We start from the raw sequence: 12,178 nt of genomic DNA on the forward strand, positions 1-12,178 counted from the left end.
AATCCGCGTCGCATACACTACAAAATTACCATGCGTTAGACCAGTATCTGCCCCCTGCGGCGCAAATCAGGCGGGTTTTGGCCCATTCCTAGCCGAACATTTCCGCCATCATCGCCTCGATCCGCGGAACGTCTTCCGGGTTATTCAATTCCCAGAACTGGCGGCCCTTGGCCTGAACCTCCACGCACAGCACCCGCCGTCCGTTTTCCAGAAAGCGCAGTTGCTCCAGCCCTTCCAGCGTCTCCAACGGACCAATCTCCCAAGTCGGATAGGCCGCCAAGGCGTCTGGCCGATAGGCATAGACCCCGACGTGGTGAAAGACCGGGGTCTCAGCCTCGTCCGCAAAGGTCTGACCGGTATAGGGAACCACTTCCTTGCTGAAATAAAGCCCCTGCCGCTGCCCCCCGAACACCGCCGTCGTCCCCCCCACGCGCCCAGCGCGGCGGTCGGCCAGTAAGCCGTTCAAGGCGCGACCGTCACAACGCAAGACCGGCGTTGCGATCTCCGCCTCGGGGTCAGCCTCCAACCCCGCCACCAGATCCTCGATGAACCAAGCAGGGGTCAGCGGCGCGTCACCTTGCAGGTTCACCACGATGTCATAGCCCGGCAAATGATGCGCCACTTCGGCACAGCGTTCCGTGCCGTTCCGGCATTCCCGCGCTGTCATCACCACCTCAGCCCCGAAATCCGTCGCGTGGTCCGCAATCCGATCATCATCCGTCGCCACCACCACCCGGTCCACGCCTTTGACGGCCATAGCCGCCTCCCAACTGCGGCGGATCAGCGTCTTGTCCCCATCCGGTCCTTTCAGCGAAACCAAGGGCTTGCCCGGATAGCGCGTGCTGGCATAGCGGGCGGGAATGGCGATCAACACCCTCATTTCAGCGTCACTCCCGGCGCATAGGCAATAAAGAAGGGGTTGTCCCAACCGGACTTGCCATAGGCCAGTGGTTTGTGGTCATCGAACCGCACCACCTGCCCCCCAGCCCCCCGCAAAACAGCGTCGCCCGCCGCGGTATCCCATTCCATCGTCCGGCCCAAGCGTGGATAGATATCCGCCTCGCCGGTCGCGACCAGACAAAATTTCAGTGACGATCCGGCAGAACGCATATCCTTCACCACATAGCGCCCGATGTAATCATCTGTCGCCGCATCCCGGTGCGATTTCGACGCCACCACCATCAGCGCCGCATTGTCCGGTTGGCTGACTTTCAACACCACCAGAGGCCCCTGCTGATCCAAGGCCAAAGCCCCCGTTTCCTCGACCGCTGTCCCATCGGCCAGCGTATAGAACAGCCGCTTTTGCGCCGGGGCGTAAACCACACCCCGCACCGGCACACCATTTTCCACATAAGCGATGTTCACCGTGAAATCGCCCCGCCGCTGGATGAATTCCTTTGTTCCATCCAAAGGATCGACGATCAGAAAGGTCTGCGCCGTCAGCGCATGGCTGTCCGCCTGTTCCTCGGTGATCAGGGTCACCTCCGGGAAAGCCGCCCTAAGGCCCGCCGAGATATGCCGGTCCGCCGCCTCATCCGCTTCGGTCACCGGGCTAGCATCGCTTTTCGACTTCACCTCGAAATCGGGCGCATTGTAGACTGCAAGGATCAGATCGCCCGCCTCCAGCGCCAGCTTCCGCATCACTGTGATCAGTTTTTCGTGGTCCATGTCCGCCAGCCCTATCCTGCCTTCTTTTGGTCCTTTATCTGTGTTGTTCAGCAATCGGCAAGATATCCTGTTGTAAAGCAGGTCAGTTCATCAACCGGGGAACCCCATGTTCCAATCCCAACTTCGCACCAACCGGGTCAATTCGACCTTTGCGATGTTCCGGCTGATGTTTCACATCGCCTCGCACCAGATCCGCTCTGTCCATGGCAATGCGGCCATGGCTCTAATCCTGAACTTTGTTCAGGTCATCGTCATGATTGGCATTCTTTATTTTACGAACTGGCTCATGGGCCGCGGCGGCATGCGCATTCGTGGCGATCTGATGGTCTATTTCATCAGCGCGGTGGGCCTGTTCATGATGCACATCAAGACGATGGGGGCCGTCAGCGGCGCCGCGGGTCCCACCTCTGCGATGATGAAGCACGGGCCCATGAACACCGTCGTCTCGATCGGTGGTGCAGCGCTGGGCGCGCTCTACATGCAGATACTGACCATGTTCGTCCTCTTCACCTTCTATCACTGTGCCATCACCCCCATCAGCTTTGATCAACCTGTCCCCTCAATGGGTATGTTCATGTTGGCTTGGGTTTCGGGCATCGCCATTGGTCTGCTCTTTCGCGCTGTTACCCCTTGGGCCCCCGGTTTCATGGCGATCTTCAGCACCGTCTATCGTCGCGCAAACATCATCACTTCAGGCAAGATGATCGTCGCCAACATGACACCAACCCATATTTTGGCCTATTTTGACTGGAACCCCCTGTTCCACATTATCGATCAAGGACGCGGATTCATCTTTTTGAACTACAATCCCCACTACAGCAACATCAGCTATCCGATGAAAGTTACCATTGCCTGTCTTATGCTGGGCGTGATTGCCGAACGCTTCACCCGCAGCCGTCAATCCTTGTCATGGGGGGCCGGGAAATGAGGAACATTGTTGCCGCTTGGCTTTTCGCCATGCTGCCGCTGGCCGTATCCGCGCAGGTTTTACCCGCCCTGCATGACGTCACCGGCGTTGCCAGCGACGATGTTCTGAATCTGCGCGCTGCCCCCAATGCAAAGGCCCATGTTTTGGCCACGCTTCCCCCCAATGCGACGGGGGTTGAGGTTGTCAGCATCAGCCCCGATGGCCAATGGGGTCAGGTGTCGCTGGGTGAAAGCATGGGCTGGGCCCGCCTGACCTATCTGAAACCTGCCGATCATCCCGCTTGGTTCACCCTGCAAACCGATCTGTCCTGCTTTGGCACCGAACCGTTCTGGTCCATGACCACCAACGTCACCCAAAGCACCGTCCGCTACACCACCCCCGACCTGGGCGAGACGGCTTGGCTGATCGCTCAATCCTTCCCCGGTCAAAACTTCAGCCCTCAGGCGGTTTTGCAACTGGCCGAAGGCCGCGTCACCCATGTCGCCGTTCTGCAAGGCGAAGCTTGCAGTGACGGTATGTCCGACCGTGCCTTTGGTATTTCCGCCCGGCTTTATCTGGCCAATCCGGCGGGGGAAGTTCGTGGAAATCCCGCCCTTCTGGGCTGCTGTTCGATCCAGCCCTAGGCTTCTTGCCAAAGCCTTTCCCATTTTCCGCAGATTTTCAGCATCCTCCCCGCAGATTCATCCGCAGGCCGTGCTTGCAGGGGCCATTCGCCCCCCTTATATACCCCGCATGCCAAGGGGCCCTTTGCCCCAAGGTGCCACTTGGGATAGGGCGCGGAACGCCTTCGTCAAAGGGTTCTGGCCCACAACATCGCCGTAAGAAAGGTGCACAACATGGCCAAAGTCATCGGTATCGACCTTGGAACGACCAACTCTTGCGTGGCCATCATGGATGGTTCGCAACCCCGCGTCATCGAAAACGCCGAAGGCGCGCGCACGACCCCTTCGATCGTCGGCTTCACCGACAGCGAACGCCTTGTCGGCCAGGCCGCCAAGCGTCAGGCTGTGACGAACCCGGCCAACACCGTCTTTGCGGTCAAGCGGCTGATCGGCCGCCGGGTGGATGACGCCCATATCGCCAAAGACAAAAAGAACCTGCCCTACAATGTCGTCAACGGCGGCAATGGCGATGCTTGGGTCGAAATCCGCGGTGAGAAATTCTCGCCCGCGCAGGTTTCGGCCATGATCCTGCAAAAGATGAAGGAAACGGCGGAAAGCTATCTGGGCGAAACCGTCACCCAGGCTGTCATCACCGTTCCCGCCTATTTCAACGACGCCCAGCGTCAGGCCACGAAAGACGCGGGCAAGATCGCGGGCCTTGAGGTTCTGCGCATCATCAACGAACCGACCGCCGCCGCGCTGGCCTATGGTCTGGACAAGAAAGACACGAAGACCATCGCCGTCTATGACCTTGGCGGCGGCACTTTCGACATCACCATTCTGGAAATCGACGACGGTCTGTTCGAAGTCAAATCGACGAACGGCGACACCTTCCTGGGTGGCGAAGATTTTGACATGCGGATCGTGAACTTCCTCGCGGATGAATTCAAGAAAGAGCATGGCGTTGACCTGACCTTGGACAAGATGGCCCTGCAACGCCTGAAAGAGGCGGCGGAAAAGGCCAAGATCGAACTGTCCTCCAGCCAGCAGACCGAAATCAACCAGCCCTTCATCAGCATGGACCGCAACACGGGCCAGCCGCTGCACCTGGTTGTCAAACTGACCCGCGCGAAACTGGAAAGCCTTGTAGGCGACCTGATCAAAGCATCGATCAAACCCTGCCAAGCCGCGCTGAAAGACGCCGGTCTGGGCATTGGTGACATTGACGAGGTGGTTCTGGTCGGTGGGATGACCCGCATGCCGAAAGTCATCGAAGAGGTGACGAAATTCTTCGGCAAGGAACCGCATAAGGGCGTGAACCCCGATGAAGTCGTGGCTTTGGGTGCCGCCATTCAGGCCGGTGTTCTGCAAGGCGACGTGAAAGACGTGGTTCTGCTGGACGTGACCCCGCTTTCGCTGGGCATCGAAACGCTGGGCGGCGTCTTTACCCGCCTGATCGACCGCAACACGACGATCCCCACGAAAAAATCGCAAGTCTTCTCGACCGCTGAAGACAACCAGAACGCTGTGACCATCCGTGTGTTCCAGGGCGAACGCGAAATGGCCGCCGATAACAAGATGCTGGGCCAGTTCAATCTGGAAGACATCCCGCCCGCCCCACGCGGTCTGCCGCAGATCGAAGTGACCTTCGACATTGATGCCAACGGCATCGTGTCGGTCGGCGCGAAAGACAAAGGCACCGGCCGGGCGCAGAACATCACCATCCAGGCTTCGGGTGGCCTGTCGGATGAGGATATCGAAAAGATGGTCCGCGACGCCGAGGCGAATGCCGAAGGCGACAAGGCCCGTCGCGAATTGGTCGAGGCGAAGAACCAAGGGGAAAGCCTGCTGCATTCGACCCAGAAATCGCTGGCCGAACATGGTGAAAAGGTCGACCCGTCCACGGTTGAGGCCATCGAATTCGCCATGGTCCCGCTGGAAGAGGCGCTGAAAGGCGAAGACATCGGCAAGATCCGTTCCGGTATGCAGAACCTGACCGAAGCCGCGATGAAGCTGGGCGAAGCGATCTACAAGGCGACGCAGGGGGCCGAAGGCGGCTCGGGCGAGGAAAGCCCGCGTGATGTGGACGATGACATCATGGATGCCGATTTCGAAGACCTCGGCGAAGACAATCGCAAGCGCAAGTAAATCGCGCGAACGGGCTTTGGGGGCGGTCTGGAAACAGGCCGCCCCCGGTCGGTTCGGAGTCGGTTCGGGAAGGAAACCTGAATGTCTAAGCGCGACTATTACGATGTGTTGGGGGTGGCCCGCGGGTCTTCGGCCGAAGAGCTGAAGAAAGCCTATCGGACCAAGGCCAAAGAGCTGCACCCCGACCGAAATCAAGACAACCCCAAGGCCGAGGCGGCGTTCAAAGAGGTGAACGAAGCCTACGACGTGCTCAAAGATGCCGACAAAAAGGCGGCTTACGACCGCTTTGGCCATGCCGCCTTTGAAGGTGGCGGCGGCGGCCAGCGTGGGGCTTATCGCGGCGGTGGGCAGGGTGATTTCGGCAGCGCCTTCTCAGACGTGTTCGAGGATCTGTTTGGCGATTTCATGGGCCGGGGCGGCCAAGGCGGCGGCAACCGGTCACGTGTGCAGCGCGGGTCGGACCTGCGCTATAACCTGCGGGTTTCGCTAGAGGAATCCTTCAAGGGCGTCCAGAAGACCATCTCGGTGCCCAGCGCACAAACCTGTGACGTCTGTAAAGGCTCGGGCGCCGAAGGCGGGGCTGAACCTGTGAATTGCCCGACCTGTGCCGGTATGGGCAAGGTGCGCGCCAGCCAGGGCTTTTTCACCGTGGAACGGACCTGCCCCACCTGCAATGGTGCAGGCCAAGTGGTCAAGAACCCCTGCAAAGCCTGCCACGGCGCAGGCCGGGTGGAAAAGGAACGCTCGCTGTCGGTCAACATCCCGGCCGGGGTGGAAACCGGCACACGGATTCGTCTGGCGGGCGAGGGTGAGGCTGGTCTGCGTGGCGGACCGTCGGGCGATCTTTACATCTTTATCGAGGTCAAAGATCACCCGATCTTCCAACGCGATGGCGTGCATCTGTTCTGCCGCGTTCCGGTGACCATGCCCACGGCGGCCTTAGGCGGCGAGATCGAGGTTCCCACGATCGACGGCGGGATGAGCCGCGTTCGCGTCCCCGCGGGCAGTCAGACGGGCAAGCAATTGCGCCTGCGCGCCAAGGGCATGCCCGCGTTGCGCGGCGGTGGGCAGGGCGATATGGTCATTGAACTGGCCGTTGAGACCCCCGTGAACCTGACCGCCCGGCAAAAAGAACTGCTGGAAGAGTTTGAGCGTCTCTCTGAAGACAACAACCCCGAGGGCCGTTCCTTCTTTTCCAAGGTGAAAAGCTTTTGGGACGGGATGCGGGGCTGATCCTTTAACCCCTTCTTAACCTTGCGTGGGTGATGCTGCGGCATGACCCACGCCTCCGCCTTTAGTGACTCAGCCTTGCCGCTGTTTGATCCGGAAACGGATGATGTGACACATGTCGCCGGGCAGAAATCGCCCTCTTATCTTCTGGATCATCGCAAACGCCTCCGCGCCCGCTTCATGCAGGGTGGGGCGGCGGCGATGCCCGACTATGAACTGCTGGAACTCGTCCTGTTCCGCGCCATCCCCCGGCAGGATGTGAAACCCCTCGCCCGCCGTCTGCTGGATACGTTCGGCGATTTCAACGGCGTGGTGACCGCCAGTCCTAACCGGCTGACGCAGGTGCAGGGTGTGGGCGATGCCGTGGTGCAAGAACTGAAAATTGTCGAGGCCGCCGCCCAGCGTTTGGCCCGTGCCAAGGTCATGCAGCGCCCGGTCCTTTCCTCGTGGGATGCCCTGCTGGACTATTGCCATACCGCCATGGCGCACCGCGAAACCGAACAATTCCGCATCCTGTTTCTCGACCGCAAAAATGTGCTGATCGCCGATGAAGAGCAGGCGAAAGGCACCGTCGATCATGTGCCCGTCTATCCGCGTGAGGTGGTCAAACGCGCGCTGGAACTGAACGCCAGCGCGCTCATCCTTGTCCACAACCACCCGTCGGGCGACCCCACCCCTTCACAGGCCGACATCAGCATGACAGCACAGGTGCGCGATGCCGCCGGGGTTCTGGGCATCGTCCTACACGATCACCTGATCATTGGCCGCGGCCGGGAATTGTCGTTCAGGGCAACGGGCTATCTATAGGCGCGGCTTCATCCCGCCCCGTCTCCGGGTCCAGCCGCAACCAAAGTTCCACCCGCCGGTTCAACCGGCGCCCACCCGAGGTCGTGTCGCAAGCCATCGGCAGCGCCTCGCCAAAGGCCTCGATCCGGGGCAGTCGCTGCCCCACCGGCAGATCGGGCGCCGCCACCTTCAACGCCGCTGAAACCACCTCGGCCCGCTGCTGCGACAGTTCCAGATTGGCCTCCGCCGCCCCTTCTCCATCGGAAAAGCCTGCCAGAATAAGGTCATAGTCCCGGAACTCTCCCAAGCCCAACAACCGCGCCAGCACCGCCAGATTGTCCTGGCTTTGCGCGTCCAGCGTCGAAGACCCATCCTCAAAACGGAACGTCAACGAAAGCCGTTCCGCCCCCGCCATGATCGCGGCCAGCCGCTTCAATTCGGGCAAGGTCGTCTCCTCCCCTGCCCCCAGAATGGCATTCATCAGCCGCAGACCGTCCTGCGTCAGCGGTTGGCGTTCCGGCAAGCGGTCGGTATAGCCCGTCCGCCGCACCACCGCCTGCGCGGTGGGGCTGGACAGAAAGTCCAGAAATTCCCGCGCCAGCAACGGCAAGCGCCGACGCGGTGATTGCAGGAACACCGGCAGCGAAAGCGGATAGTCCTCGGCTTTCAAGGTCAGGCCGGATGGGTTCAGCGGAAAGCCGCAACTGTCCGTCAATGGCAGCACCCGCGCCCGTTCCGCCCCCGATAACCCGGCAATCGCCAAAGCATAGGGATCGTCCCCCACCGCCTGCGCCAAACTCGCCGGATCGCTGTGCCAGATTTCCGCCGCCACAGGGTTGCCCAGACGCGCCTCCAGTGCCTCGCCCAGACTGGTGGCCGGATCGATGCCATGAATGACAATCGGCATATCCGGCCCGCCCAGATCGGCCCAATTCTTCACTTGCCCCGTCAACGCCTTGGCCAGGTCGCTGGTCGATATGCGCGGCAACGGATTGTCCCGTGCAACAATCGGCACCAGCGCATCCAGCCCCGCCACCCGCTCGGCGGTATCGGCATCGGCGCGGAAGGCCACGGCCAATTCTGCCGCGCCACCCGCCAGCGCCACCCGCGTCTCCGGCGCTTTGGCCGGGGTAAAGACGATCCGTCCGATGGGTTTCGCCTTGGCCGGATCGCTCAGGTTCAGGGCAAAGCCCCCTTCGGCGGCAGCCTCGCTGACCACGGCATAGCCATTGATCCGCGCAAATTCGCGCCACAGTGGCAGCATCAGCCGCATCCCCGGCTCCGGCGCGCCGATCAGTCGAACTTCGGCAAAGGGCGCCGTCAGGTCGGGGCAAGCGGGGCCTTCACAGATCACACTTTCCCCATCAATGGTCAGCGTGCCATAGACGCTGTCCATCCGGTAAAACTCCCCGTCATAACCCAAAAGCGTGCCTTCCACGGAAAGGCTGCCATCGCGTGAGGTCAGGGTGATGTCTTGCGCCTGAAGCGGATGGGTCAACACCATCAACGCCAACAGAACTGCTCGAGATATCCCTGTCATTTGCCGCCCCCGCCGGTTGACGGCGACACTGCCAGAACCCCCGCTGACCTGCCAGCCATGATTTCTTGATCAGCCGAAATGCAAAAGCCCAGCCAAAGGGCTGGGCCACACGGGCTTGGACAAACGTTTCAGTTTTTGGACAAACGTTCTAGATGTTGCCCGGCTCAACAACAGCCACAGCTTGCTCCGCGCGCTCTTGCGCGACGCGACGTTCCATCAAATGGCCCGAGCCGATGCTGATCGACAGCACAAGAACGACAAGTGAGATGCGACGCGCCATGATTCCCCCAGACCGAATTGGCACCAGATCATTTTGAACTAAGGATCAAAATTGACCAAGCCAAGGCGAATCCACGGTGGGTTTTACTAAATTTTACGACAGACCCGCACCGTTGCGCCGCAGCTCTGCCGCATTATGCCTGAATTCGGGCAGGATCGCCACATTTTCCCGCTAAAGTTGCATGACCTCAGGACAATTTCCCGTGACAATGTTTGAACTTTTCGCCCGATCCACAGGGGCATAGATCATTGCGCGAAGGGTTGCCCCAAGTCGATGGGTCCGATTCGTCAAACCCCGCCCGCGCCGTCACTGCCACGGCGGGGGCCGCCGCCAAGGTCACGGTTGCAGGTGTCGACGCAGGGGCGGCCGATTCGGCATTTTGCCGTTCCGCCATCAGCGCGGCCAGAGCCGCCTGCCGTTCCTCTTCGGTCATCGGCCGCATCGCCGACAGCTTCTGCGTCACTTCCGACCGCAAGGAATCCAGCATATTTTCAAACAACTGGAAGGCCTCGGTCTTGTATTCATTCAGCGGGTCACGCTGCGCATAGCCCCGGAAATGCACCACAGACCGCAGATGCTCCAGCCGCAGCAGATGTTCGCGCCATTTCGCGTCAATCGCCTGCAACAGCATCTGCTTTTCGATGTTGCGCATGGTTTCTGGCCCAAAGGCCTCGGCCTTGGCCGCCATGAACTTGTCCGACTCTTCTTCAAGCCGCTGGCGGATCACATCCTGATCCACGCCTTCCTCTTTCGCCCAAGCGATCACCTTGGCGTCAAAGCCCAGCTTTTCCAGAACCGCCGCATACAACCCTTGCGTGTTCCAACTATCAGGATAGCTTTTCGGCGGCAGATACTCATCCACTAGATCCTCGATCACCTGATAGCGCATGTCCTGCGCCACGTCATCGACGGTCTCGGACTGCATGATCTCCAGCCGCTGGCCAAAGATCACCTTGCGCTGGTCGTTCATCACATCGTCGAACTTCAGCAGTTGCTTGCGGATGTCAAAGTTGCGGCCTTCCACCTTGGCCTGCGCCCGCTCCAGCGACTTGTTGACCCAAGGGTGAACAATCGATTCGCCCTCTTTCATGCCCAAGGTCGACAAAACCTTGTCCAGCCGTTCCGACCCAAAAATCCGCATCAGATCATCTTCCAGCGACAGGAAGAAGACCGAACGACCAGGGTCACCCTGACGGCCCGAACGGCCACGCAGCTGGTTGTCGATCCGCCGGCTTTCATGCCGTTCCGTCGCCAGAACGAACAAACCGCCCGCCGCCAGAACCTTGGCCTTTTCCTCGGCATGTTCCGCTTCGATCCGCGCGCGCACTTCATCCGGGTGCAGGTGCGGGTCGGCGGCAATCGCCTCCATCACCTTCATCTCCACATTGCCGCCCAGCTGAATATCCGTCCCACGGCCCGCCATGTTGGTGGCAATCGTCACCGCCCCCAGCTTGCCCGCATCGGCCACAATCTGCGCTTCTTGCTCGTGCTGCCGCGCGTTCAAAACGTTGTGCGGAATACCTTCGGCTTTCAGCATTTCCGCAATCTGTTCCGATTTTTCGATGGATGTCGTCCCCACCAGAATCGGTTGCCCCTTGGCATGGGCCTCTTTGATCTCTTTCAGCACGCCCGCATATTTGTCGCGGCCTGTCCGATAGACCTGATCATGTTCGTCCTTGCGCTGGATCGCCCGGTTCGTCGGCACCTCCACCACACCCAGATTGTAGATCTGCGCGAATTCTTCCGCCTCGGTCATCGCCGTGCCGGTCATCCCGCCCAGTTTCTTGTAAAGCCGGAAATAATTCTGGAACGTCACACTCGCCAGCGTCACGTTTTCCGGCTGAATCTGCACATGCTCTTTCGCTTCAATCGCCTGATGAAGCCCTTCCGACAAACGCCGCCCGCGCATCATCCGCCCGGTGAATTCGTCGATCAGCATCACCTCGCCATCCCGCACGATGTAATTCTGATCCTTAAAGAACAGCTTATGCGCCCGCAGCGCTTGGTTCAGATGGTGAACAAGGCTCGTGCTTTCCGGGTCAAACAGCGACACATCCGCCTCCAGCAGACCCAGCTGCCGCAGCCGCCCCTCCAGCAACTCGTTGCCTTCTTCGGTATAGGTCGCCGACCGCGCCTTTTCGTCCAGCTTGTAATGCGCCTCGGTCAGCTCCGGCATCAGCGCATCAATCGTCTGATACAGATCCGACCGGTCATCCGAAGGGCCCGAAATGATCAAAGGCGTCCGCGCCTCGTCGATCAGAATGCTGTCCACCTCGTCTACGATGGCAAAGAAATGGCCCCGCTGCATCATCTGGTCGATGCGGCCTTTCATATTGTCGCGCAGATAGTCAAAACCCAGCTCGTTGTTCGTCGCATAGGTGATGTCCGCCTGATAGGCCGCGCGCTTTTCCTCTTCGGGCTGATAGGGATAGACGACACCCGTGGTCAGGCCCAAAGCCCCAAACACCTTGCTCATCCATTCCGCATCGCGCTTGGCCAGATAGTCGTTCACCGTGACGACATGCACGCCCTTGCCCGCCAAGGCGTTCAGATAGGCGGGGAAGGTGGCGACAAGGGTTTTCCCCTCACCCGTTTTCATTTCCGCGATATTGCCCTGATGCAGGAAAATCCCGCCCATCAGCTGCACATCAAAGGCCCGCAGACCCAAGGCCCGACGTGCGCCTTCGCGGCAATTGGCAAAAGCCTCGGGCAAAAGATCATCCAGCGCTTCGCCCTTTTGCAGACGCGCCTTAAAGGCCAGCGTCCGTTCTTTCAGGCCCTCATCCGACAGCGCCTGAAACTCAGGCTCCAGCGCATTGATCTTTTCGACCAGGGGACGAACCGATTTCACCTTGCGGTCGTTGACCGAACCAAAGACCTTCGTCGCAAGCGTTCCAAGACCCAGCATCATTTCCCCGCGTGGTCGTTTTCACCATTTCAGGCCGCGCCTGACATGATCGTGCGGGCTTCGGGGTTGCCCGCCCTACCCCACTTGC

General features: G+C 60.1%; 10 protein-coding genes. 5 read left to right on the plus strand and 5 right to left on the minus strand.

The window, feature by feature from the left end; genetic code table 11:
* Positions 1-88: 88 nt before the first annotated feature.
* Together IE095_RS05290 and cysQ are read right to left on the minus strand one after the other, a co-directional pair.
* Positions 89-880, minus strand: coding sequence for a 3-deoxy-manno-octulosonate cytidylyltransferase (locus tag IE095_RS05290; RefSeq protein WP_189410589.1), 792 nt, complete (start codon positions 878-880; stop codon positions 89-91).
* On the minus strand, positions 877-1,668 hold the full coding sequence (gene cysQ, locus IE095_RS05295) for a 3'(2'),5'-bisphosphate nucleotidase CysQ (RefSeq protein WP_189410590.1): 792 nt from the start codon (positions 1,666-1,668) through the stop codon (positions 877-879). The genes IE095_RS05290 and cysQ overlap by 4 nt, the downstream gene beginning before the upstream one ends.
* A 154-nt stretch (positions 1,669-1,822) precedes the next feature.
* On the opposite strand from cysQ, the gene IE095_RS05300 reads away from it, so the two are divergent.
* From IE095_RS05300 to radC, 5 genes are all read left to right on the plus strand, one after another.
* Entirely contained in the window at positions 1,823-2,596 is a 774-nt protein-coding gene (locus IE095_RS05300; RefSeq protein WP_229804539.1) for an ABC transporter permease, read from the plus strand.
* Positions 2,593-3,219, plus strand: coding sequence for an SH3 domain-containing protein (locus IE095_RS05305; protein WP_189410592.1), 627 nt, complete (start codon positions 2,593-2,595; stop codon positions 3,217-3,219). The genes IE095_RS05300 and IE095_RS05305 overlap by 4 nt, the downstream gene beginning before the upstream one ends.
* A 213-nt stretch (positions 3,220-3,432) precedes the next feature.
* Positions 3,433-5,346 carry a molecular chaperone DnaK gene (gene dnaK, locus IE095_RS05310; RefSeq protein ID WP_189410593.1) on the plus strand — a complete coding sequence of 638 codons (1,914 nt, stop codon included), beginning with the start codon at positions 3,433-3,435 and terminating at the stop codon, positions 5,344-5,346.
* An 81-nt stretch (positions 5,347-5,427) separates the two neighbouring features.
* Positions 5,428-6,579: a molecular chaperone DnaJ gene (gene dnaJ / locus IE095_RS05315; RefSeq protein ID WP_189410594.1), complete on the plus strand. Its 1,152-nt coding sequence runs from the start codon at positions 5,428-5,430 to the stop codon at positions 6,577-6,579.
* 42 nt (positions 6,580-6,621) lie between these two features.
* A complete protein-coding gene (gene radC / locus IE095_RS05320; RefSeq protein WP_189410595.1) occupies positions 6,622-7,383 on the plus strand; it encodes a RadC family protein in 762 nt (253 codons plus the stop codon).
* On the opposite strand, the gene IE095_RS05325 is transcribed toward radC, so the two are convergent.
* The 3 genes from IE095_RS05325 to secA form a co-directional block, all read right to left on the minus strand.
* Positions 7,361-8,902, minus strand: a complete 1,542-nt coding sequence (locus tag IE095_RS05325) for a phosphate ABC transporter substrate-binding/OmpA family protein (RefSeq protein WP_229804541.1) — start codon at positions 8,900-8,902, stop codon at positions 7,361-7,363. The genes radC and IE095_RS05325 overlap by 23 nt on opposite strands.
* Before the next feature lie 148 nt (positions 8,903-9,050).
* Positions 9,051-9,182 (minus strand): hypothetical protein, encoded by a 132-nt coding sequence (locus IE095_RS18575; RefSeq protein ID WP_268247711.1) that lies wholly within the window; start codon positions 9,180-9,182, stop codon positions 9,051-9,053.
* Between the two features lie 187 nt (positions 9,183-9,369).
* Positions 9,370-12,090, minus strand: a complete 2,721-nt coding sequence (gene secA, locus IE095_RS05330) for a preprotein translocase subunit SecA (RefSeq protein ID WP_189410868.1) — start codon at positions 12,088-12,090, stop codon at positions 9,370-9,372.
* Positions 12,091-12,178: the final 88 nt, after the last annotated feature.

Source organism: Neogemmobacter tilapiae, assembly GCF_014652215.1.
Classification (GTDB): domain Bacteria; phylum Pseudomonadota; class Alphaproteobacteria; order Rhodobacterales; family Rhodobacteraceae; genus Neogemmobacter; species Neogemmobacter tilapiae.

Bases quoted from the DNA above. Each gene is read 5' to 3' on its own strand.
- IE095_RS05325 (WP_229804541.1), bottom strand. From the start codon at position 8,902: ATGACAGGGATATCTCGAGCAGTTCTGTTGGCGTTGATGGTGTTGACC.
- cysQ (WP_189410590.1), bottom strand. From the start codon at position 1,668: ATGGACCACGAAAAACTGATCACAGTGATGCGGAAGCTGGCGCTGGAG.
- secA (WP_189410868.1), bottom strand. From the start codon at position 12,090: ATGCTGGGTCTTGGAACGCTTGCGACGAAGGTCTTTGGTTCGGTCAAC.
- IE095_RS05290 (WP_189410589.1), bottom strand. From the start codon at position 880: ATGAGGGTGTTGATCGCCATTCCCGCCCGCTATGCCAGCACGCGCTAT.
- IE095_RS18575 (WP_268247711.1), bottom strand. From the start codon at position 9,182: ATGGCGCGTCGCATCTCACTTGTCGTTCTTGTGCTGTCGATCAGCATC.
- dnaJ (WP_189410594.1), top strand. From the start codon at position 5,428: ATGTCTAAGCGCGACTATTACGATGTGTTGGGGGTGGCCCGCGGGTCT.
- IE095_RS05305 (WP_189410592.1), top strand. From the start codon at position 2,593: ATGAGGAACATTGTTGCCGCTTGGCTTTTCGCCATGCTGCCGCTGGCC.
- IE095_RS05300 (WP_229804539.1), top strand. From the start codon at position 1,823: ATGTTCCGGCTGATGTTTCACATCGCCTCGCACCAGATCCGCTCTGTC.
- radC (WP_189410595.1), top strand. From the start codon at position 6,622: ATGACCCACGCCTCCGCCTTTAGTGACTCAGCCTTGCCGCTGTTTGAT.
- dnaK (WP_189410593.1), top strand. From the start codon at position 3,433: ATGGCCAAAGTCATCGGTATCGACCTTGGAACGACCAACTCTTGCGTG.